This is a genomic window from Streptomyces sp. NBC_00154 (assembly GCF_026342835.1).
GTDB lineage: Bacteria > Actinomycetota > Actinomycetes > Streptomycetales > Streptomycetaceae > Streptomyces.
In genome coordinates, this window is sequence record NZ_JAPEMI010000001.1 from 250,246 (window position 1) to 272,939 (window position 22,694).

At 69.1% G+C, this 22,694-nt stretch carries 14 protein-coding genes and 1 pseudogene; 6 read left to right on the forward strand and 9 right to left on the reverse strand.

All coding sequences use genetic code 11. The annotated features are described in order from the left end of the window. Position 1 precedes the first annotated feature (1 nt). The 4 genes from OHA03_RS01145 to OHA03_RS01160 are packed head-to-tail and all read left to right on the forward strand — an operon-like array spanning position 2 to position 7,320. Positions 2 to 2,272, forward strand: a complete 2,271-nt coding sequence (locus OHA03_RS01145) for a 1,4-beta-glucanase (protein ID WP_266999845.1) — start codon at positions 2 to 4, stop codon at positions 2,270 to 2,272. A gap of 14 nt (positions 2,273 to 2,286) precedes the next feature. Continuing rightward, positions 2,287 to 4,263: a beta-galactosidase gene (locus OHA03_RS01150; RefSeq protein ID WP_266999847.1), complete on the forward strand. Its 1,977-nt coding sequence runs from the start codon at positions 2,287 to 2,289 to the stop codon at positions 4,261 to 4,263. Next, entirely contained in the window at positions 4,260 to 6,569 is a 2,310-nt protein-coding gene (locus OHA03_RS01155) for a glycoside hydrolase N-terminal domain-containing protein (RefSeq protein WP_266999849.1), read from the forward strand. Before OHA03_RS01150 ends, OHA03_RS01155 begins: the two co-directional genes overlap by 4 nt. A 43-nt stretch (positions 6,570 to 6,612) precedes the next feature. Then, positions 6,613 to 7,320 carry a hypothetical protein gene (locus OHA03_RS01160; protein WP_266999851.1) on the forward strand — a complete coding sequence of 236 codons (708 nt, stop codon included), beginning with the start codon at positions 6,613 to 6,615 and terminating at the stop codon, positions 7,318 to 7,320. 54 nt (positions 7,321 to 7,374) lie between these two features. On the opposite strand, the gene OHA03_RS01165 is transcribed toward OHA03_RS01160, so the two are convergent. The 3 genes and pseudogenes from OHA03_RS01165 to OHA03_RS01170 form a co-directional block, all read right to left on the reverse strand. Further along, positions 7,375 to 8,385 carry a LacI family DNA-binding transcriptional regulator gene (locus tag OHA03_RS01165; protein ID WP_266999853.1) on the reverse strand — a complete coding sequence of 337 codons (1,011 nt, stop codon included), beginning with the start codon at positions 8,383 to 8,385 and terminating at the stop codon, positions 7,375 to 7,377. A 207-nt stretch (positions 8,386 to 8,592) separates the two neighbouring features. Next, positions 8,593 to 8,733 (reverse strand): annotated as a pseudogene (locus OHA03_RS47755) (carbohydrate ABC transporter permease); the annotation flags it as partial. 87 nt (positions 8,734 to 8,820) lie between these two features. Further along, a complete protein-coding gene (locus OHA03_RS01170) occupies positions 8,821 to 10,308 on the reverse strand; it encodes an IS4 family transposase (protein ID WP_266999855.1) in 1,488 nt (495 codons plus the stop codon). A gap of 229 nt (positions 10,309 to 10,537) precedes the next feature. On the opposite strand from OHA03_RS01170, the gene OHA03_RS01175 reads away from it, so the two are divergent. Continuing rightward, positions 10,538 to 11,740: an acetyl-CoA carboxylase biotin carboxylase subunit family protein gene (locus tag OHA03_RS01175; RefSeq protein ID WP_266999857.1), complete on the forward strand. Its 1,203-nt coding sequence runs from the start codon at positions 10,538 to 10,540 to the stop codon at positions 11,738 to 11,740. Between the two features lie 89 nt (positions 11,741 to 11,829). Here OHA03_RS01175 and OHA03_RS01180 read toward each other — a convergent pair whose 3' ends face one another. Together OHA03_RS01180 and OHA03_RS01185 are read right to left on the reverse strand one after the other, a co-directional pair. Next, positions 11,830 to 13,083 carry a cytochrome P450 gene (locus OHA03_RS01180; RefSeq protein WP_266999859.1) on the reverse strand — a complete coding sequence of 418 codons (1,254 nt, stop codon included), beginning with the start codon at positions 13,081 to 13,083 and terminating at the stop codon, positions 11,830 to 11,832. Beyond that, on the reverse strand, positions 13,080 to 14,378 hold the full coding sequence (locus OHA03_RS01185; protein ID WP_266999861.1) for a cytochrome P450: 1,299 nt from the start codon (positions 14,376 to 14,378) through the stop codon (positions 13,080 to 13,082). The genes OHA03_RS01180 and OHA03_RS01185 overlap by 4 nt, the downstream gene beginning before the upstream one ends. A gap of 271 nt (positions 14,379 to 14,649) precedes the next feature. Between OHA03_RS01185 and OHA03_RS01190 the strand changes: the two genes are divergently transcribed. Continuing rightward, entirely contained in the window at positions 14,650 to 17,322 is a 2,673-nt protein-coding gene (locus OHA03_RS01190) for a TIM-barrel domain-containing protein (RefSeq protein WP_323181129.1), read from the forward strand. Positions 17,323 to 17,569: 247 nt separating this feature from the next. On the opposite strand, the gene OHA03_RS01195 is transcribed toward OHA03_RS01190, so the two are convergent. The 4 genes from OHA03_RS01195 to OHA03_RS01210 form a co-directional block, all read right to left on the reverse strand. Next, positions 17,570 to 18,337, reverse strand: a complete 768-nt coding sequence (locus tag OHA03_RS01195) for an amino acid ABC transporter ATP-binding protein (RefSeq protein ID WP_323181130.1) — start codon at positions 18,335 to 18,337, stop codon at positions 17,570 to 17,572. Between the two features lie 7 nt (positions 18,338 to 18,344). After that, positions 18,345 to 19,133 carry an amino acid ABC transporter permease gene (locus OHA03_RS01200; RefSeq protein WP_267007884.1) on the reverse strand — a complete coding sequence of 263 codons (789 nt, stop codon included), beginning with the start codon at positions 19,131 to 19,133 and terminating at the stop codon, positions 18,345 to 18,347. Between the two features lie 50 nt (positions 19,134 to 19,183). Continuing rightward, positions 19,184 to 20,014 (reverse strand): transporter substrate-binding domain-containing protein, encoded by an 831-nt coding sequence (locus OHA03_RS01205; protein WP_266999863.1) that lies wholly within the window; start codon positions 20,012 to 20,014, stop codon positions 19,184 to 19,186. 307 nt (positions 20,015 to 20,321) lie between these two features. After that, the gene (locus tag OHA03_RS01210; RefSeq protein WP_266999865.1) at positions 20,322 to 22,361 is read right to left on the reverse strand and encodes a hypothetical protein; all 2,040 of its coding nucleotides are present in this window, start codon (positions 22,359 to 22,361) and stop codon (positions 20,322 to 20,324) included. Positions 22,362 to 22,694 lie beyond the last annotated feature (333 nt).

Genomic DNA, 22,694 nt, shown 5'->3' on the forward strand with positions numbered 1-22,694 from the left:
CATGCGCGCTTCGTCCGCGCCCACGCCCAGTCGTCGCACCGTGCTGGCGGGAGCAGCTGTCACGGCTGCGGCCGTCGCTCTGCCGGTCGCGGCTCCCGCCGCCGCCCACGCCGCGAGCCGGCGGACGCCCCAAGGGGTGCAGGGGGCCCAGGCCCACCGCTGGCGCACGGCGGCGATCGGCGGCACGGGCTTCGTCACCGGTCTGCTGTTCCACCCGTCGGTCAAGGGACTGGCCTACGCCCGTACCGACATCGGCGGGGCCTACCGCTGGGACGACACGCAGTCCCGCTGGACCGCTCTCACGGACCAACTGGGCTGGGACGACTGGAACCTGTTGGGCGTCGAGGCGCTGGCCGTCGACCGGGCCCACCCCGACCGGCTGTATCTCGCGCTCGGCACGTACGCCCAGTCGTGGGCCGGACCGGGTGCGGTGCTGCGGTCCGAGGACCGGGGAGCGACCTGGGCCCGCACGGATCTGACGGTGCGGCTCGGGGCGAACGAGGACGGCCGGGGCGCCGGCGAACGGCTGCTCGTCGACCCGTGCGACAGTGAGCAGCTCTGGCTCGGTACCCGCCACGACGGGCTGCTGCGCTCCACGGACCGGGGTGCCACCTGGGCGTCGGCCGACTTCCCTGCCACACCGTCGGCGAACGGCCAGGGCATCATGTTCCTCGTCGCCGCGGGCCGGTCGGTGTACGCGGGCTGGGGCGACGGCGGTACGCCTCTCTACCGTACGAACGCCTCCGGCGGCTGGGAGGCGGTGCCTGGTCAGCCGTCGGGCGGTGTCGCGGCGTCGAAGGTACCGATCCGGGCGGCGTACGACACCAACACCCATGCGCTGTACGTCACGTACGCGGACGCACCGGGCCCCAACGGGCAGTCCGACGGCTCGGTGCACCGCCTCGACACGGTCACGGGCAGCTGGACGGATGTCACCCCGGTGGCGCCGGACTCCGGTGGCGGGGACGGCTTCGGGTACGGCGGGGTCGCCGTCGACGCCGGACGGGCCGGCACGGTGGTCGTCACCACCAACAACCGGTGGTCGCAGATCGACACCCTGTTCCGGTCCACCGACGGCGGGACCACCTGGACGTCGCTGAAGGACACGGCGGTCCTCGATGTGTCGGAGACGCCGTATCTGCGCTGGGGCGGGGACGCGGCCAAGTTCGGCTGGTGGATCCAGGCCCTGGCCGTCGATCCGTACGACTCGCAGCACATCGTGTTCGGCACGGGCGCCACGATCTTCGGGACCCGCGATCTCGTCCACTGGGCGCCGCAGATCCGCGGCCTGGAGGAATCCGCGGTCAAGTTCCTGATCGCCCCGCCTACGGACGGTGCCCGACTGCTCAGCGGACTGGGCGACATCGGCGTCATGTACCACGAGTCGCTGACCGCGTCCCCGTCGCGCGGCATGGCATCGAACCCGGTCTTCGGCACCGCCACCGGTCTGGCGCTGGCCGCGCTCGAACCGTCCTACGTCGTACGCACGGGCTGGCCCTCCGGCTCGGGTGCGGCCGGGGCGTACTCCGAGGACGGCGGAAGCAGCTGGCAGCCGTTCGCCGCGCAGCCGGAGATCGCGGCCACGGCCCCGGGACCGGTCGCCGTCGGGGCGGACGGGGCGACTCTGCTCTGGTCGTTCATCCACTGGGACGGCACGAAGTATCCGGCGCACCGCTCCACGGACAACGGCGCGACCTGGACCGAGGTGGCCACCTTCCCCAAGGGCGGCACACCGCTGGCCGATCCGCTCGACCCGACGCGGTTCTATGTGTACGACACGGACACCGGGGCGGTGTTCCGCTCCATCGACTCCGGCGCGACCTTCACTCAAGGCGCTACTCAACTTCCCTCCGGTGACGTCCAGTTCAAGCTTGCTGCCGCCCCCGGCCGCAGCGGTGACCTGTGGCTGTCGGCCAAGGACAACGGGCTGTTCCGGTCCACGGACGGCGGACTGACCTTCAGCGCCGTGGCGGGCTGCCAGGCCTCGCACGCACTGGGCTTCGGCGCGGCCGCGCCGGCCGGCCCCAGGAAGTCCGGCCGCCGGGTCCGCGACTCCTACCCGGCGATTTTCCAGACCGGACGGGTCTCCGCCACCTTCGACGGGGTGGCGGTGCTGCGCTCGGACGATGCCGGCGCCACCTGGGTCCGGATCAACGACGACAGCCACCAGTGGGGCTGGACCGGCGAAGTGATCACCGGTGACCCCCGCATCCACGGCCGTGTCTACCTGGGCACCAACGGCCGCGGCATCCAGTACGCAGACCCGGAATGAGGAGCGAGAAGTCCATGCCGTCCCTGCGCGACGCAGCCCGTGGCCGCATCCTCTTCGGCGGCGACTACAACCCCGAGCAATGGCCCGAGGAGGTATGGGAGGACGACGCACGGCTGATGAAGGATGCCGGGGTCAACTCCGTCACCCTCGGGGTGTTTTCCTGGGCGAAGATCGAACCACGCCCGGGTGCACGGGAGTTCGGCTGGCTGGACCGTCTGATGGATCTGATGCACACCCATGGCATCGGGGTCGTGCTCGCCACACCGACCGCGTCCCCGCCGCCGTGGATGGGGGCGGAGCACCCCGAGACGCTGCCGCGCGGCGAGGACGGCTCGGTCGTCTGGTACGGCTCGCGGCAGCAGTTCTGCGCGAGTTCGCCGGTCTACCGGCGTTACGCGGCGTCCCTCACCGAGGACCTGGCGGCGCGGTACTCCGATCATCCGGCGCTGACCGTGTGGCACATCAACAACGAGTACTGCACGCACTGCTGGTGCGACGGGACCGCCGCCCACTTCCGCCGGTGGCTGGGCGGCCGCTACGGCACCGTCGAGGCGCTCAACGAGGCCTGGGGAACGGCCTTCTGGAGCCAACGCTACGACACATGGGGGCAGATTCTGCCCCCGCGCAAGGCGCAGTACATGAAGAACCCGACACAGGTGCTGGACTTCAAGCGGTTCACGTCCGACGCCCTGATGGAGTGCTACCTGGCCGAGCGCGACATCGTCGCCCGGCACACCCCTCACATCCCGGTGACCACCAACTTCATGCCGTTGTGGTCGGGGCAGGACGCCTGGGCCTGGTCGGCCCAGGAGGACATCGTCTCCGTAGACATCTATCCGGACCCGAAGGACCCGCAGGGCGCCCAGTACAACGCGATGCTCTCCGACATGACACGCTCCCAGGCGGCAGGGCCGTGGGTGCTGATGGAGCAGGCCGCGGGACCGGTGAACTGGCGGGGCGTGAACCATCCCAAGCCGGCCGGCCTCAACCGGCTCTGGTCGCTCCAGTCGGTGGCGCGCGGCGCCGATGCCGTCTGCTATTTCCAGTGGCGGCAGTCCCGTCAGGGCGCGGAGAAGTTCCACTCCGGGATGCTCACGCACGCGGGCGAGAACGGCCGCACGTTCCGGGAGGTCAAGCAGCTCGGCGCCGAACTGACCACGATCGGGGCGGCGGTGAGCGGTGCGGACGTCCCGGCCGAGGTGGCGATCCTGCACGACTGGGACTCCTGGTGGGCGGGTGCCCAGGAGGGTAGGCCCTCCAAGCTCCTCGACTACACGGAGATCGTGCAGAGCTGGCACCGAGCCCTGTGGGAGTCCGGAATCTGCACCGAGTTCGCCCGTCCGGAGGCCGACCTGAGCCGGTTCCGGATGGTGGCCGTACCACAGCTGTATCTGCTGACGGATGCCGCGATCGACAACCTGGTCGCCTACGTACGGGGCGGCGGGACACTGGTCTGCGGCTTCTTCAGCGGGATAGCCGACGCGGACGACCGGATCAGGCCGGGCGGCATGGATGCGCGGCTGCGTGAGCTGTGCGGCATCCGTACGCTCCACGAGTGGTGGCCGCTCGACGCCGACACCACGGTGGAGTGCGACGGCTTCCGGGCCTCGGTCTGGTCGGAGGAGCTGGAAGCGGCTCCGGGTGCTGAGGTGGTCTCCGCGTACCGGGGCGGCGAGCTCGACGGGCTGCCCGCCGTGGTGCGCAACGACCGCGCGTACTACGTCTCGACGCTGCCCGAACCGGAAGCGCTGCGCGCCCTGCTCGGCCGGGTAGCGGCCGAGGCGGGGGCGGGGCCGGTGCTGGCCGGGCTGCCCGAGGGTGTGGAGGCGGTCCGCCGCGGCGACCTGCTGTTCCTGCTGCACCACGGACGGGGCAGCGTCACCGTACCGGTTCCCGGTGCGCAGGTGGATCTGCTGTCCGGCGCCGCGGTCAACGGCATTGTGGAGCTGGGCCGTTACGGCGTGGCCGTGCTGCGCGGCGCAACCCCGTGACCGCCGCAGGAACGGAGGCCGACGGCCCGGGCCGCGACGGCACCTGGGAGCCGCGCCCCGCGGCCCGCTGGGAGGACGCCTTCCTCGGCGGCAACGGCCGGCACGGAGCCATGGTGTACGGAGATCCGGCCGACGACCGGGTCATCGTCAACCATCACACCCTCGTCCGCCCCAACGGCAGCGAGCACGCCCGCCCGCCCCGGCTCGCAGACCGGCTGGAGCACCTCCAGGACTCACTGCTCGCCGGGGACACGACGGCGGCCGAGCAGTTCGGGGCGGAGCACCCGCTGCTGTGGGTCCAGCCCTTCCACCCAGCCTTCCAGACCCGGGTCCGCCGCCTGCCGCCGCCCGTCGACCGTCGCCCGGGGGCGGCCGGCTACCGCCGCACCGTCGACTTCGCCACCGGTGAGATCTGCGCGTCGCACGAGGACTGGCGGAGCCGGGTCTTCGTCTCACGTGCCGACGACGTCATCGTCCAGTGCATCACCGGGTTCGGGCTCGCCGCGGAGCTCACCCTGGACCACGCACTGCCGGGTGCACCGCCGCGTCTCGCCATCGGCCGCAGCACCGCACTGACGGCCGACGGCGCCCGGCTGGCCCTGCGGGCCGGCTACCCGGACAGCGATCTCGCCTACACGGGCGCCACCGTGGCCCGGGTGGACCGCGGATCCGTGACCGTGTCGGGCGAGGGCATCCGTATCGACGGAGCACGGACTCTGCTGCTGCTGACCCGGGTGCGGCGTCATACGGGCGACCTGGACCTCGCCGAGGAGTGGGGAGCCCTGCCGTACGCCGACTACGAGACGCTGCTCGCCCGGCATCGGCCCCTGCACCGCACCGCCTACGAACGCGCCACCCTCGCCCTGCATGCCGAGGCGAGCGAACGCGCCATGCCAGGTAGCGAATTGATACGCCACCCCGACAGCCCCGCACTCCTGGAGCGGCTGTTCGCAGCGGGCCGCTACCACCTGCTCTCCGCCGCCGGGGCGCTCCCGCCACGGCTGACCGGTCTCTGGACGGGCGACTGGGACACCGCCTGGTCCGGTGCGTTCACCACCAACGCCAATCTCAATCTCCAGATCGCGTCGGCCGCAGCGGCGGCGCTGCCGGAGGTGTCCGAAGCCCATGCCGGTCTGGTCCGCGGCCAGCTGGCCGACTGGCGGGACAACGCCCGCGCGATCTTCGGCACCCGGGGGATCGTCGCCCCGTCACACACGGACGGCGAATCCGGCCACACCCGCCACTTCCAGCGCGCCTATCCGCTGCACCTGTGGACCGCGGGTGCGGACTGGCTGCTGCAGCCCCTTCTGGAACATGCGGAGACCTCCGGCGTCACGGACCCCTGGCTGACCGATGCACTCACCGAAGTGGCGGAGTTCTACGAGGACTTCCTCACCCGGCACGCCCCGGACGGCACCCTCGCCATCGTCCCTTCGTACTCACCGGAGAACCGCCCCGCCAACGCGAGCTGGGGAACGATCAACGCCACCATGGACATCGCGGCGGCCCGTCACGCCCTGACCACCGCCGCCGGACACTCCCCCGGCCACCCGGCCGCAGGCCGCTGGCGCGCCCTCGCCGACCGGCTCCCCCGGTACCGTGTCAACGAGGACGGGGCACTCGCCGAATGGGCCTGGCCGGGCCTGCAGGAGACGTACGACCACCGGCACCTCAGCCATCTCTACCCGGTGTGGCCGCTGGGCGTGATCAACCCGTACGACACCCCGGAGCTGGCGGACGCCGCGCACCGCGCACTGGAGCTGCGCGGTGCGGAGAACGACTCCGCCCACGGCCATCTGCACCACGCGCTGATCGCTGCACGGCTGCGGGACGGTACGCGGGCCCTGAACGCACTCGACGCCGTGCTGGGCGGCGACTTCTTCCACGCCTCGCTGATGACCTCGCACTATCCCTCCCGCGATGTCTACAACGCGGACGCCGCCCATGCACTGCCCGCGACGGTCATCGAGATGCTCGTCCAGTCCACCCCGGACCGGCTGGTGCTGCTGCCCACGCTCCCCGCCACGTATCCGTCCGGCGAACTGCGCGGGGTGCGCACCAGGTTCGGCGCCCGCGTGGATCTGTCCTGGTACGACGACGGTCACGCCACGGTCGTCCTGCACCCCACCCGTGACGCCCGTGTCGATGTACGCGCGGGCGTCGGACTCACGCTCACCGATACCGCGACGCGGCACTGCGCCGAGACCCCTGCCGAGCCCCCCACCGAGACCTCCGCCGGAACTCCCGTTGCTCCGCTGGACCTGACGGCCGGCGTGGACCGCGTCCTCACTCTGAGGCCGCGGTAGCGCATCCCCCCACCCAACTCCCCGCACCATGGAAGGGACAACCATGGCACGACGCATCCTCAGCAGGTTCGTACTGGCACCGGCCGCCGCGGTCGCCGCCCTGATCGGCTTCGCCGCCGCACCTGCCCAGGCCGCGATCTGGTCCTCCTCGGACCAGTGGGGCAACTACACCACCAGCGACGGATACACCCTCTACAACAACATCTGGGGTTCCGGCGCGGGCTCCCAGACCATCTGGGTCAACTCCTCCAGCAACTGGGGCGTGTGGGCCGACCACCCGAACACCGGCGGCATCAAGTCGTACCCCAACGCCAAGAAGGTCGTCGGCAAGTCCATCACCTCGATGGCGTCGCTCAAAAGCAGCTACAACGTCACCGTCCCCTCGTCCGGCGCCTACAACACGTCGTACGACATCTGGGACACCGACTACGACTACGAGGTGATGCTCTGGGTCAACTACAACGGTGCGGTGGGCGCACTCGGCACCTCACAGGGAACGGTGACGCTCGGCGGCCACACCTGGAACGTCTACAAGGGTGACAACGGCGCCAACCAGGTGTTCTCGTTCCTGCGGACCTCGGACTCCACCTCGGGCACGGTGGACGTCCTGCCGATCCTGAAGTGGATCAAGGACACCAAGGGCTGGTGGGGCAACGAGACCATCGGTGACGTCCAGTTCGGCTACGAGATCACCTCGTCGTCCGGCGGCCTGGACTTCAGGACGAACAGCTTCAGCGTCTCGTCGAGCTGACCCGCACAGGAACGAGCCGGCCTCTCGCGGGGCCGGCTCGTTCGCTGCGTGATGTCAACGCACGGGCGCGGGACCACTGCTCGCCCGAACCGTCAACTCCGGCGCCAGCAGCTCGACTTCGTCCGTGCCGCGACCGGCGAGCTTCGCGACGACCTGCTCGACGGCGCGCCGCCCCATCTCCTGTGCCGGTATGGCGACCGAGGTGAGCCGCACGGAAGCCTCGGAGGCAAGCTGCTGGGGGCAGATGGCGACGACCGACACGTCCTCGGGCACCGCGCGCCCCTGCTGACGCAGCAGATTGAGCAGCGGCTCGACCGCCGACTCGTTCTGCACGATGAACCCGGTGGTGCCCGGCCGCTCGTCGAAGATCCGGGCCAGCGTCCGCTCCATCGCCGCGTACCCGCCCTCGCAGGGCCTGTGCAGCACCCGCACCCCGGCCTGCTGCGCCTTCGCCCGCACGCCGTCCATCGTCCGCTCGGCAAACCCGGTGTGCCGCTCGTACACCGCGGCCGCCTCGCCGATCACCGCGATCTCGCGGTGGCCGAACCCGGCGAGGTGCTCCACGCAGAGCGCCCCGGTCGCCTCGAAGTCGAGGTCCACGCAGGTCAGCCCCTCGGTCTCGGCAGGCAGACCGATCAGCACGGCGATCCGGTCGTTCTCCAGGAGCAGCGGCAGGCGTTCGTCGTGCAGCTCCACATCCATCAGGATCATGGCATCGGCGAGCGAACTGCCCGCGATCCGCCGAACGGCCGCCGGGCCTTCCTCCCCGGTCAGCAGCAGGACGTCATAGCCATGCGCACGAGCGGTGGTGGCGACGGCGATGGCGATCTCCATCATCACGGGCACATACATGTCGGTGCGCAGCGGCACCATGAGTGCGATGATGTTGGACCGACTACTGGCGAGCGCCCGGGCTCCGGCGTTGGGGTGGTACCCGAGTTGCTGAATACTTCGCTCCACCCGCTCCCGGGTGGACACGGAGATGGAGCGCTTCCCGCTGAGGACGTAGCTCACCGTGCTCGCGGAGACTCCGGCATGCTGGGCGACCTCGGCAAGGGTGACCATTCGGCTCTCCATCACAGGACGACGGCGGATTCCGGCACACACTCTGACACGTACCGACAGTTTTGGCGAAGCGCTTCGATTCCGACTAACCCGTCTGCGACATGCACGGACAGTTCGAGCCTAGACTGACTCGCACAGCGAGTCCAGAGGTTGTGTCGAAGCGCTTCGACACTGCCTGACGCAGATCGGCCCAGGAGGCCGGGTCCGCCCGGCGATGACGACGGACGCCATCATCTGCGCGTACCGAAGTTCGTACGAAGTCTGGTTGACCGGTCCGACGGACAGCGTCATACCGTTCGGGGCGGTTGTGACGAGGAACGGCCACAGGAAGTTGTTCCACGTGCCGATTCTCTCGCGGCGGGCGCGGACGCAAGGATGACAGGTGAGAAGTGTGTCTGACCAAGCAATGCCGGTGAGTTAGCGCGTCGGTGCAGGTCAGGTGGGGTGGTTGGTGACTTTGAGTGTGTAGCGGACGTTACTGGGAGTGCGGGTCTGGTCCCGTTTTCTGACCTCGAAGGTGTTCTTGGACGGCTTCTTGATGCGCTGGCACTGCCGGTTGCGCCGGGGCGGGAGGAGGGCGGCCAAGAGCTCTGTGGTGGCTTCGCGGCGGGCGGCGGCCAGTGTGGTGACGTCGGCTGCGGCCTGGGCGGCGACGGTCAGCCGGGCGAGCTGCACCGTGACGGTGAAGGAGATCCGGTCAGGATCGGTCCCGCCGTGTTCTGCCGCGCGCGTCTGCAGTGCGCATAGTGCCTGGTAGACGGTGAGAAGGGCGTAGATCTCCTGGTAGATCAGCTCGGGCGCCTTGGAGCGCAGGATGAATCCGGCGCCGCGCAGGCGGTTCTTCAGTTCCGCGAATCCGTTTTCGATCTCCCACCGCTGGTGATATGCCCTCGCCAGCTGGTGGGCCGGGGCGAGGCGGTGGTCCAGCAGGCTGGTGACCAGCCGGAACGTCTCGGTGCGGGGTGGGCCGGCCTGTGGGTGGATGGTCACGGTGTACTCGATGATCCGTACCAGGTGTCCCCGGGGCGGCTCGGTCAGGGTGCGTCCGGCCGCGCGGGCCTGACCGTGGCGGATGTTCTCCGCGGGCGTGCGCATGATGGACAGGTAGGACCCGTCGGACAGCACCCGCAGCGGCACGAAGACCAGGTTCTTCTTGATCCGCCAGGCCAGGTGGGCGCCGGTGGCGCGGGCCAGGCCCCACAGCTGGTATCCGGCGAAGTTGCGGTCGGCCAGCAGCAGCATGTCCCCTCGCAGGGAGGCCAGCAGCCGGCGGGCGAGCTTGTGCTCGCTGAACCTGGCCACGGCGTCGAAGGCCGCGTCGACCAGGGCGTGGGTGCCGCATTCGGTCAGGGCCATCAGGCGGACCTGTGGGTGTCCGCTCTGGTTGACACCACCCTTGCCGGTGAAACCGAACTCAGCAGCGTTTGCCGGGGTGTCGGGGACATCCAGCGCGGTGCCGTCCCAGGCGACCAGCCGCAGCCCGAAGGCGAACGCGCCCGGAGTGACGGTCGTGGCCAGCGTGCCGCACCGCCGCTCGAACAGCGCCTGCAGCGGCTTGTCGCCCAGCCGCTGCCGGGCCCGTGTCAGGGCCGAGCTGGTGGGCAAGCGCTGCACACACAGGCCTGGCAGATGCCGCAGCTTCTCCGTCAACGTGCGCAGGACCGACCGGTATCCCGGCGGCCCGGCACTGTCGGAGCTGCTGAACAGGCACAACGCCAGGATGAAGTAGACCACCGCCCGGGCGGGCAACAGCCGGCGGCGACGCTCGCCGCAGCCGGTCAACTCCACGACCTCGTCAACCAGTTCAGGGCTGATCTCCTCGGTCAACACGCCGAGACGGACGTGCTCGCCAAAGCGCCGGTCCGTGGGGGTCACCAGCCTGTTCAACGGGGCCTGGCTGCCCTCGGTGATGGCAGACGACATGCGGACGATGGCACACTGAGTACCCAACGGAGTTCCCTCGCGGACAGTCGGATCTTGGTCGATCTTCTGTCCTACCGGGAACTCCGTTGCCGTGTCCCGGCCTCCGCCGACACGTCACCAGAAGTGACGGATCACGCAACGTCACCAGGGGATATTCCCAACCAAACCCCGCACTATCAAGTGCCTGACCTGCACCGACGCGCTAACTCACCGGCATTGGTCTGACCAAGTGACTTCGACAGTGGCCCATTTCACGACGGTGCCGTCGGGGCCCGACGCACCCACCGTGCTCTATCTGGGGCTGCGCCGCTCACCCCTGGAGTGGCAGGCGGAGCTGGACGCCGCCACCGCGCTGGGGCTGCGCGTCCATGTGTCCTCCGACTCCGACGTCAGCCACACCGGACTCCCTGCGGAGCAGCGGGGCTCCCTCGACCGCACCACCCCGCTCGCGGACCAGGCCGCCCGGGCGGCGCCCGACGAGGCCCCGGCGGCCGTCGCCTGCTGGGGTGACAGGCACGTCGGCCTCACCGCGCGGCTCGCCGAGGACTTCGGGGTCCGGGGCATCGGCACGACGGCCGCGGCCGTCAGCACGGACAAGGTGGCACAGCGCCGCGCGATGGAGCCGTACGGGCTGAACCCGGCCTGGCGGTCGGGTAGGACTCCCGACGCCCTCCGGGCCGCCGTCGAGGCCCTCGGCGCGTCGGGGAAGCCCCTGGTCTTCAAGCCCGCCCACTGCTCGGGCGGCCGGGGCATCGCCCTGATCACCGCGGACTCCGACCTGAACGACGTCTTCGAGCTGACCGCCGAGAACTACACCGGCACCACCGACTTCCTGGTGGAGGAGTACGCGGACGGCTCCGAGCACTCCGTCTCCGGGCTCGTCGCCGACGGCACCGTTCGGATCCTCGGCGTCACCGACAAGTACCTGGAAGGTCCGCTGTCCGCCTCCTGGGCCACGACCGTGCCGTCCGCTCGTACGGACGCGCAGGTGGCGCAGTTGAAGCGGGCCGCCGAGCGGGCCGTTCTCGCCGTCGGCCTGCGGACCGGCGGCTTCCACGTCGACCTGCGGTTCACCCCCGAAGGACCGGTCGTACTGGAGATCGGCGGACGGCTCGGCGGCGATCTGATCAACTCGCATCTGATCCCGCTGGGCCGCCAGGGTGCCGTACGGCCCTACGAGGCGCTGCTCACCCTGCTGACCACCGGTGAACTCTCCGGCGAACTCGCCGAACCCACACAAGGCGCGGCCATGGTGCTGCTCCCCAAGGCCGGGCGACCGGTTACGGAGCTCGTCGGAACCGCGCTCGCCCATCCCCGTGTGACGCTCGCCGCCGACTGGCCCGGTACGGACACGGTGGTGGCGGTCGTCGTCACCGACGACCCGGCGGAGCTGCCGGCGGCCGTAGCGGACGTACGGAAGCTGCTCCCCTGACGGGCCTCAGTCGCCGCCGGTGGGCGACCTCGCGTGCCAAAAGGAGCGGGCCGACGGCACCATGTCGAAGCCGCGGCCCCCGTCCTCACTCATCCGTTCAGCAGCACCGGGAAGGCCTCCATATCGTTCTGCGTCATCACCGGCAGCTTGCGGATCTCCTCGTCCGGCACGGCAAGCCGCAGCCCGGGAAAACGTCCGAACAGCGCAGGCAGGGCGATCCCGGCCTCCACTCGTGAGAGTGCCGCTCCCGGGCAGATGTGCGGGCCGTGGCCGAAGGTCATGTGGCGGATCGGGGTCGGCCGGGTGATGTCGAAGGCGTCGGCATCCGGTCCGTGCTGCTCGACGTCACGGCCGATGACCCGGTAGGAGATGACGACCCCCTCCCCCTTGGCGATCACACTGTCGCCGACCTGAGTGTCCTCCGTGGCGAACCGCATCAGCAGATGCGTGGTGGGGGTGTCCCAGCGCAGCGTCTCCTCGATCACCGTCTCCCACGGGATCTCGCCGTCGAGGACCTTGCGCAGCTGGTCGGGGTGGGCGAGCAGGGCCCGTACCGCATTGAGGATCAGTCCGATGGTGGTCTCGTGCCCCGCCGCCACCATGGCCTTGAGATTGCCGACCACCTCTTCCTCGGTGAGCGGGTCCCCGCCCTCCTCGGCAAGGATGAGCGCGCTGGTGAGATCGTCCGTCGGTCGAGCGGTCTTCTCGCGGACGAGTCCGGCGTAGAAGACGTCCAGCTCGGCGAGCAGGGCCATCCGTTCCTCGTGCGGGGTGAGCATGGAGAAGAAGGCTTTGTACTTCTTCGTCAGCATCGCGTGCTGGGACTCTTCGACGCCCATCAGCATGCCGACCACCCGCATCGGCAGCGGCTGCGCGAACACGGACTTGAGGTCGACCACGCCGTTCTTGCCCTGTTCGGCCAGAGCGTCCAGCAGCTCCTCGGTGAACTTCTCGATGTCCGGTCGTATCGCTTCGAGGCGGCGCGGCGTGATCGCCTGGGAGGTCTTGGTGCGCAGTCTCCGATGCTCCTCGCCGTCCACGGTGAACATGGAGCGCCCGGCATCGATCATGCCGATCAGCGGCCAGGCGTGGGTCACCGCTCCGCTCTGCCAGAGCCCCCACGCATCGATGTCCTTCACCAGGCGGGGGTCGACGAGCAGTTGGCGGGCCTCGGCATGCCGGGTGACGGTCCAGGCCGGCACACCGAGCAGCTCGATCCTGGCCAGCGGTCCGGCGTCGCGCAGCCGCGCCGTCTCACCGTCCAGGTCCTGGACCATGGGGTCGATGACCACGGTCCCGCCGGCCTGGGCGGCCTCGTGGGCAGCGGCGTGAGGGCAGTTCACGAGAAGTCTCCTGTCGTACGTACGGGGCTGAACCGGACGGGCAGCGATTCCATCCCGCGCAGAAAGGCGGACTGCCGCCGGACGAGTGTCTGCGCGGGAACCGCCAGGGCGAGATCGGGCAGCCGGTCGAGGAGCACCTCGATTCCGGTACGGGCGATGGTCTCGGCGATCTCCTGGGCGGGGAACGGGCAGCGGTACTCGCCGTAACTGAACGCCAGATGGGCACTGTTGCCACCCTGGCCGGACGGGTGACCGGTGGAGAGATGCTGCCGTACATGCGGATCGGAGTTGGCCGCGCCCAGACCGAGCAGCAGCATGTCCCCGGCCCGGATCGACCGGCCGGCGAGCCGGGTGTCCCGGGCCGCCCAGCGGCCGGCGAGGATCTGGGTCGGGCTCTCCTCCCAGAGGACCTCGTTCATCGCTTCGGCGACACTGTGCCGGCCGCCGGAGAGGGAGTCGGCGAACTGGTCGTCGGTGAGCATCAGCCGCAGGGAGTTACTGATCCAGTCGGCGGTGGTCAGATGCCCGGCGGCCGTGATGGCCATCAGGTCGAGGACGAACTCCTCCTCGGTGAAAGGCTCGTGGTACGCAAGCATCCGCGAGGTCACGTCGTCCCCGGGCGCCGCCCGCTTGGCCGCGACGAGCCGCTGCATGTGCTCGCCGAACCGCGCATAAGCGCTCTGCGCCTCGGGCCCGCCGTCGGCCAGATCCTTCAGCACCCGGGCGATGTCCGCGCCCTCCGCGTCGGGGAAGCCGACGAGCCGGGCAAGGACCAGCACGGGCAGCGGCTCGGCGAAATCCGCGACCAGATCGGCTGAGCCACGCGTGCAGATGCCGTCGATGATCCGGTCCGCCAACTCCTCGCAGTGGCGCCGGATTTCGAACGGGTCCGCGCCCTCCAGGGCGGCGCCCACCATTTCGGCGTGGCGGCGGTGCTCGGCGCCCGCGGTGAAGTAGATCGACGGCATCGGGCGCCCGACCATCGGGAGCAGCGGCCAGTCCTCGGGGATGTGCTCCCACTGGTTCCAGAGCCCGACGTCCCGGGGGAACAACTCCCCGTCGCTGGTGACCTGGTGGAGTTCTCGATAGCCGATGATCAGCCAGGCGGGGAACCCGCCGGGCAGTTCTACGGGCACGACGGGACCGTGATCGCGTCGCATGGTGCGGTAGAGGGTCTGGGGCTCGGTATGGAACTCGGGGCCACTGAGGGGCACTGCGCCCGCGGGGTGCCGAACGGGGCAGCCGGCGCCCCGCGGTTCCGCGGGCGTGGGTTCGGCGGTTGAGGGGCGCGTCATCGAGCTGACTCCTTCGGTGGCGGCGACTCGCGTTGCGTACCCACGATCAACGCGGCACCACTATAGGGATGCGAAGTGAAATTTCCGATGCCAATCGCGATCATTCTCTCCACATCTCTGATCACGACCCCCTCCGAGTCGCACCGGAACCCGCAACCACCCGTTGACATGCACCTGCGTAATGGTGAATCCTCGCGCGAGAAGTTGCGCGATCTGACGCATGTTCAAGCATTTACAAACATTCAGTGCTTGGTTCGAAGGGATGTATCCCGTGCGAAGACTTCACCACCGGGCCCGCCGGCCGGCCTTGGCCGCGGCAGGAATTGCCGCCGCCCTGGCTGCCGCTCTGCTCGGCGCCCCCGCCGAACCCGCCCACGCGGCGACTCCCGCGAGCGCCGTGCTCGATGACGCCCACAAGAGCGTGACGTGGCAGAGCCCCGTCTACCCGAAGGGGACGGTCGGCGGCCCCAGCGACTGTCCGCCGGCTGCCGAGGACCCGGACAACAAGGTCTGCGACCGCTTCGACCTCACCGTGTCGACTCCCGACGGCTATTGGGACGACAACCCGGAGGGTGGTGTGCCGATCTCCATCGAGTGGCAGAAGCCCGCCGAGGACTTCGACATGTACATCTACGATTCCGCCGGCAAGCAGGTCGCCTCCAGCGCGGGCACGGCTGACCCCGAGGCCACGGTGATCCCCAGGGCCGACGGGACGTACCACGTGATCGTCGTGCCGTACGACGTCACCGACAACTCGTTCACGGGCAAGGCGTATCTGCCGGAGACCACCGACTCGGGGAACCTGACCTCCTTCAGCGGAGGCCACGGCAGCTACTCCATCGAAGCCGGAGAGCTCAAGGCGAAGGCCGACTTCCTGACGGGTGGACAGCTCCGCCTCCAGGCGTCCCCCTCGGGTGAGTTCGCCGACCCGGCCGGCACGGCGATCATCCGCAAGCAGCCCGCGGTGCAGAAGCACACCAGCACCTTCGACAAGGGCGACTACTACGGCATCCGCTCCCCCGACGCCGTCCTGCGCGTCTACAAGAAGCCGCTGCGCTTCGGCCTCTACAAGGCCGACAACCGCACCCGTATCTGGCAGGAGGACAAGCCCCTGCGCTGGTCCACCGGCGGTATGCGGCAGAGCCTTGAGCGCGGCACGGACGAGCAGTTCTTCGGCGGCGGCGAACAGAACGGCAGCTTCTCGCACCGCGACAAGACGGTCTACGTGGCCAACAACACCAACTGGAACGAGGGGGGTTACAACAACTCCCAGCCCTTCTACCTCTCCAGTGCGGGTTACGGCGTCTACCGCAACACCTTCGCGCCCGGTGTCTACCACTTCGGCTCCCCGGTCCAGACCGGCCAGCAGGAGCGGCGCCTCGACGCGTACTACTTCATCGGTGACGCGAAGAAGGTGATCGGCAAGTACACCGCCCTGGTCGGCAAGCCGTTCATGCCGCCGGTGTACGGCCTGGAACCGGGTGACGCCGACTGCTATCTGCACAACGCCAACCAGGGCGAGCGCCACACCCTGGACGCCCTGAAGGTCGCCGACGGCTACACGCAGAACCAGATACCGCTGGGCTGGATGCTCGTCAACGACGGCTACGGCTGCGGCTACGAGAACCTGCCGGAGACCGCCAAGGGCCTCCAGGACCACAACGCCCAGCTGGGGCTCTGGACCCAGAACGGCCTCGACAAGCTAGCCGACCAGGTGAAGGCGGGCCAGCGGGTCGCGAAGCTCGACGTCGCCTGGGTCGGCCAGGGGTATGGCATGGCACTGGACGCCTGCGACGACGCCAAGGCCGGCATCGAGAACAACAGCGACGCCCGCGGCTTCGTCTGGCTGCCCGTCTCCTGGGCCGGCGCGCAGCGCTGCGGCGTCCTGTGGAGCGGCGACCAGTCCCTGTCCTGGGACTTCGTACGCTGGCAGATCCCGACCTACGCCGGCGCCACCATGTCCGGTATCGCCTACAACACGGGTGACGTCGGCAGCATCTACCGCCACGACGCCAAGATGTACGCCCGCGACCTGCAGGCCAAGTCGTTCCTCCCGGCCCTGATGACGATGGACGGCTGGGCGATGGACCTGACGACCAAGAAGAAGATCAACCAGCAGCCGTGGGTGGACGGCGAGCCGTACACCTCCATCAACCGCAAGTACCTCCAGCTGCGGGAGCGGCTGCTGCCGTACCTCTACACCCTGTCCGCCGAGGCCGCGAAGACCGGCGTGGGCTCGGTGCGCCCGCTGTGGCTGGAGTACCCGGACGACCCCGAGACCCTGGGCGCGAACGCCAAGTACGAGTACCTGGCGGGCTCCGACTTCCTGGTCGCCCCGGTCTACGAGGACTCCGACACCCGTAACGGCATCTACCTGCCCAAGGGCACCTGGACCGACTACTGGACGGGCAGGACCTACCAGGGCCCGACCACGGTCGACGGCTACCACGCCCCCCTCGACACCTTGCCCCTGTTCGTCAAGGGCGGCTCCATCGTGCCGATGTGGCCCAAGGGCACGACGTCCTGGCAGACCCGGGACCGGAGCGAGCTGGACTACGACCTGTACCCGCAGGGCACGAGCACGTACACCCTGTACGAGGACGACGGCGTGACCCGGAAGTTCACCGAGGGCGCCTCGGCGACGCAACAAGTACGCGTGCAGGCACCCAACCACGGAAAGGCGAGCACCACCATCAAGGTCGGTGCGAGCGTGGGAAGTTACGAAGGGAAGCAGGCCGCCAGGTCGTACCGCTTCACCGTGCACGGCAAGGACGCACCGTCACAGGTGGTCATGAACGGCAGCCGCCTCCAGCGACTGAACTCCGCAACGGCGCTCGCCTCGGCCGAGTCCGGCTGGTACACGGACCCCGCGACCGGGATCACGGAGATCAGGACGCCGTCCGTCTCCACGGGCCGCGGCTTCACGGTCGAGCTGCGGAAGTAGCGAGGAGCAATCACAAGACAGTGTCAGGGGCCGTCTCCGGACGGCCCCTGACGCATGTCCGGAGCCAGGGACTCCTGACGTGTCCTGGAGCCGGGGTCGACGTACGGGACAGCTCGATGTCCGGCGCGAGGCAACCCGCGATCAATGCCGCTCGCCGTTGTCCGACGCGGCTGCAGTCCCGCCGGCCGCGGCTCGCCCCCGTCCGTGACGAGGCGGTGAGCCGCGGCTCGAGCGTCGGACGGATCTGTCAGGCCTCGGGCTGCACGGCGTCCGGGTGCAGGATCCGGGCGAGGAAGGCCTTGGTCCGGGGGTGCTCCGGCCGGGCCAGTACGTCCTCCGGGGCGCCCTCCTCCACCACTCGTCCGTCGTCCATGAAGACCACGCGGTCGGCGACGTCGCGGGCGAAGCCCATTTCGTGGGTGACGACAAGCATCGTCATGCCTTCGTCGGCCAGGGTCCGCATGACCCCCAGTACGTCGCCCACCAGTTCGGGGTCGAGCGCGCTGGTCGGCTCGTCGAAGAGCATGAGCCCGGGCCCCATCGACAGGGCCCGCGCGATGGCCACACGCTGCTGCTGGCCGCCGGAGAGCTGGGACGGGAAGCTGTCCTCGCGGTCGGCCAGGCCGACTTTGGCGAGGTTCTCCCGGGCGATGCGGCCGGCTTGCTCCCTGTCGCGTCCGAGAACCCGGCGCTGAGCGATCGTCAGGTTGTCCAGGACGTTCAGATGAGGAAAGAGGTTGAACTGCTGGAAGACCATGCCGATCCGTCGGCGCATCGCGTCCAGATCGATGTCCGGATCGGTCATGTCGACACCGCCGACGGTGACCGTGCCGCTGGTCGGTTCCTCCAGCAGATTCACACAGCGCAGCAGGGTCGACTTCCCCGACCCCGAGGGTCCGACGACGCATACGACCTCGCCGGGCGCGACCGTGAAGTCGATACCGCGCAGCACTTCGACGTCGCCGAACGACTTGTGCAGCCCCTGGATCTCGATCGCCGCAGTCATGTCCGCCATCCCGTGATCACCTCGCCTGTGCATGACGGGCCTCGAGGCGCCGTACGAGATAGCCGAGCGGAACAGTGACCAGGAGGTAGCACAGGCCCGCGACGAAAATGGGGGTGGTGTTGGCCGTCGTACTGGCCAAGTCGCGCCCGAACTTCGTGAGTTCACGCTGCTGAAGCGTGACGCCCAGGAAGAGCACCAGCGAGGAGTCCTTGAAGAGCAGGACCATTTCGTTGGTGAGCGGCGGCACGATGATCCGGAAGGCCTGAGGGATCACGATCGACCGCATCGCAGTGGCGTGCGACATACCCAGCGTGCGCGCCGCCTCCAGCTGGCCGCGCGGTACGGCCTGGATGCCCGCCCGGATGGTCTCCGCCATGTACGCGGCGGAGACCAGACCGAGGGCGCAGGCGACCTGCCCGTACGTCTCCCCCGGGAAGACGATCCCCGGGAAGGCGAGCGGGACACCCACCCCGACGAAGATGAAGATCAGCAGGGCGGGCAGGCCGCGGAAGAACTCGATGTACACCATCGCCAGCCAGCGGTACGGCGCAACGGACGACAGCCGCATCAGGGCCACCACGAGGCCCAGTACGAGTCCGACGCCGAAGCCCGTCAGCGTGTACACCACGGTGTTCAGCAGGGCGACCGTGATGAGCTCGGGGAAGAGCCGCTGGGCGACCGACAGGTCCAGAAACTGCGCCTGGAGCTGCTGCCAGTCGGCCAGCGCGCCCACGACCACCACGGCGACCACGAAGACGGCGTACTGCACCCCGCGGGAGATACGGCGCCGGCGTCGCGGCGACATCCGGGGCCGCGCAGCCGCCTCCTCCCGGTCCTTACCGGTGATCAGGGTGGTCACTGGGCGTCGGCACCCTTCGGCATGGGGCCGATCCACCGCTCGTACAGCTTCTTGTACGTGCCGTCGGACTTCGCGTCCTTGATGGCCTGGTTGATCGCCGCGAGAAGCTTGGGGTTGCCACCCTTGCGGACCGCGAAGCCGTACTGCTCACCGGTGTCGAGATTGCCCACGATCTCGAACTTGTCCGAGTTGGCGGGGTCCTTGAGCCAGTTCTGCACGACCGGGTAGTCCTGCACGATGACATCGACCTGGCCGGTGCGCAGTCCGTTGAGCTCGGCATCGGAGCTCTCGAAGGACTGCGGGTCGGCGCCGTGCGAATGGGCGAAGTCCTCGCCGGTCGTGGAGGACTGGGACCCGAGCTTGAGCTTCTGCTTGGTGATGTCCTCGACGGACGCCGCCTTGACGCCCTTGCGGGCCAACAGGGCCTGGGTGGCGTTGAAATACGGGACGGAGAAGTCCAGATTCTGCTTGCGCTCGTCGGTGATCGTCATGCCGGCGGCGGCCACGTCACAGACACTGGCATTGAGGTCGGCACCGGTCTTGATCGTCTCGAACGACTTGTCCACGACTTCTTGCTTCACGCCCAGGTCCTCGGCGACCAGGTCGATCATCGAGACGTCGAAACCGACCACCTTTCCGTCCTTCTCGGACTGGAAGGGCGCGTACGGCAGGTGCGTACAGGTGGTTATCTGGCCGGACTTGATCAGCTTCGCACCTTTGACGGTCGCGCCATCACCGCTGCTACTACAGGCACTGAGCGGGAGCGCAAGCGCGACGGCCGCGCAGATCACGGCGATCCGGCGAGAGGGCAGGCGGGACGAGCTCATAAGAGTTCCCCTTGTGCACGTAGGACGGACTCGCGGACAGACTCGCGGATCGACGCCGAACCGCGATCAAGGTCCGCACAGAATGTCGGAGCACTGACCGAAAGTCCACCCTGCCTGGGTGGTACGGGACTTCGTCCCGCTTCACTTCACGCTGCTCACCCTCGGGGCCGGGTGGGTCCTCAGCTCCCTGGGTTTCCGAGGGGGGATCAAGGGAGCAGGGCGGCTGCCCGTGTCGGCGAGCAAGGACACATTGCCGAACGCCAAGTCCGGCCGGAACGCCAGACGCCACCTTCCCTCAGCTGTCCCGTCAGTCCCCCGTCGGCGCCGTGGGCCGCTTCCGGTCATGGGCCTCCAGCGCTGCGCGGGCCCCGTGGACCACCTCGCCATGACGACCCTGGGCCTGCGCCAAGGCCAGGTCGATCGCCAGCCGCACCTTGGGGGCCTCCCCGTAGCCATAAGCAACGCCGGAGGTCTTCTGCCGGTTGCTCACCATGATCAGCGTCTGGGCGGCCGCGCCCTCATGATGTTCATGGTGGAGCCACTTGCCGTAGGCCCACTCCCGTCGGCCGGCCACACCTGCGAAGAGAACACGCTTGTCGGTGACGGCGATCTCGCCCGCCCCCGTGTTCTCCGTGTGGCTCACGCCCTGTCGCGTACGGACCTCCACCAGCGACGCGGACGCGATCAGGAGCACGCGCTCGTCCCGTTTGCGGGCACCCCAGCGGAAGTCCGCCACGCTGTACTCCGTGCCCCGTAGTTGACGTACGAAATCATGGTCGGCCGCGAGGCCGTCCCGGGTTCGCTGCCAGCCGGCCAGTTCGCGCTCGTATGCCTCCTGAGCACGCCGGAGCGCTTCCCGGCGACGGCGCGCATCGGCCTCCTGCCGTGCCACGCGGACACGAGCCGCACGCTGCTCGGCGGCCATCCGTGCGTTCTCCCGCCGACGGGCCCACCACGCGATGACCGCTCTGCGCCGCCGCCACAACAGAAACCCGCCGATAACCAGGACGAGCACTACGCCGGCCGTCCACAGCAGGGCGTTGCGGATGCGTGCAGCGGTCCAGTCGTCCGAGACGTGAACAGTGAGGTCCGTGCGGTTGATGTTGCCGTGGGCGTCGATGAGTCGGGCGACCAGCCTGTGGTTGCCGGGCGCTGAGTGCCAGCGGAACGTCCGGCGCTCCGCACCCAGGGTGACGGTCCGCTTCTCGCCCGCGCCGGACAGCGCCAGGCGGGCGCCCCGCTCTCCGGTCACGGTGAGGACTACGTCGCCGTACTTGGCACGTTCGGCGTCATACACAAGCCTCAGTGCTGGTGGAATGGTGTCCACTGTGAAGGCGCCGGAGCTCCCGGTGCCCGAGCGTCCGAAGGCGTCATTCAGGTTCACCAGCACACGGTGGGAACCGTCGTCGACCGAAATGGACACAGCGCCGTGCCCGTCGCTGTCGAGCCGCACGGGCTCGGACTCGCCTCCGGTGGAAACGATGCCTGCTGCACCGGGCGGCCCAGTGACCTCGACCTGCGTCGTTCCTCCGCCGACCGGAGGCTGGACACGCACCTGGGGCCGGAGCGTGTCCAGCGACACGGTGGCGGCGACCTCGGTACGCGTCCGGTTGCCCACCTCGTCCCGCACCACGGCAGTGAGCCGGTACGAACCGTTGGGGAGCCAGAGCGAGTCCCGCACCATGCCGTCGTCACCGACCGTACCGCTGAGCTGTTCCTTGCGGCCCTCGACACTCACTTCGTACCGTGCACCCGCTTCGGCCTCGAAGGAGACCTGGACCGCGCCCGTCACCGCGTCGGCCGCAGTCACGACCGGTTTGCCCGCCTCGGGCCGGCTCGCGTCGACCGTTACGGAGAACTCCTCGCTCGCCTCACTCGCATTGTCGGCCGAATCGACGGCCACGACGGAGTAGGTGTGGTCACCGTCCTTCGCGGCGAAGGTGACCGTCTGCGCGGAGCCGGTGGCCGTGGCTCTGCTCACGACCGAGTCCTCGGCGTCCCGCACCTCGATCCGCGATCCCTTCTCGGCGGTCACGATGACAGTGACGCGGCCACCGGCCACGGCCTTCGCGCTCTTGGTCCTCGGCCGGTCCGGTGCCTCGATGTCATCGGCTTCTTCGTCCCCGGCTCCGGAACCGGAGCGCGGCAGAGAGCTGTAGCCGCAATAGTTGAAGTGCCCGAGGTCCCCACAGACGTAGGACCCGGTGTCGGACGGACAGGAGTGCCAGCGGTGGCACCCGTCCCGGTGCGCGGCCGCGGGCGGCGCACCGACCCAGAGGGCGGCCGACGCGATGAGTAGCGCAAGTACGGCGTTAAGGGCACGACGAAGGCAGGTACGTATCTGCACGTGGCTGGTCCCCCCAGCTCAGCGACGGCTCAGTGCACGCCGGATGCGGGATGGTGTCAGACGATGTGAAGAAATTGCAAGTTACCTGTGGAGAAGGTCGGCTGACTGATCTGGTTATGCCAGCGGCGGCGTTCGATGTGCCACCCACGCCGCAAAAGCGAGGCGAAGCCACAGGACCATCAGGCCTAACTCGTCCTGGATACCTATGAGTTGCTTACCTCATCGGTGAGACCTGGATCGACGAACGAAACGACCTCGTCGACACCTGCTACCGCTGTGACCCGAACGACGCGCAGCGCGAATTGGCCCGGACAAGGGCCTCCGGCCCTCCCT

Excerpts from the sequence above, each read along its gene's own strand:
- OHA03_RS01145 (WP_266999845.1), top strand. The coding sequence starts at position 2 with ATGCGCGCTTCGTCCGCGCCCACGCCCAGTCGTCGCACCGTGCTGGCG.
- OHA03_RS01150 (WP_266999847.1), top strand. The coding sequence starts at position 2,287 with ATGCCGTCCCTGCGCGACGCAGCCCGTGGCCGCATCCTCTTCGGCGGC.
- OHA03_RS01160 (WP_266999851.1), top strand. The coding sequence starts at position 6,613 with ATGGCACGACGCATCCTCAGCAGGTTCGTACTGGCACCGGCCGCCGCG.
- OHA03_RS01165 (WP_266999853.1), bottom strand. The coding sequence starts at position 8,385 with ATGGTCACCCTTGCCGAGGTCGCCCAGCATGCCGGAGTCTCCGCGAGC.
- OHA03_RS01170 (WP_266999855.1), bottom strand. The coding sequence starts at position 10,308 with ATGTCGTCTGCCATCACCGAGGGCAGCCAGGCCCCGTTGAACAGGCTG.
- OHA03_RS01185 (WP_266999861.1), bottom strand. The coding sequence starts at position 14,378 with ATGACGCGCCCCTCAACCGCCGAACCCACGCCCGCGGAACCGCGGGGC.
- OHA03_RS01195 (WP_323181130.1), bottom strand. The coding sequence starts at position 18,337 with ATGGCGGACATGACTGCGGCGATCGAGATCCAGGGGCTGCACAAGTCG.
- OHA03_RS01200 (WP_267007884.1), bottom strand. The coding sequence starts at position 19,133 with ATGTCGCCGCGACGCCGGCGCCGTATCTCCCGCGGGGTGCAGTACGCC.
- OHA03_RS01205 (WP_266999863.1), bottom strand. The coding sequence starts at position 20,014 with ATGAGCTCGTCCCGCCTGCCCTCTCGCCGGATCGCCGTGATCTGCGCG.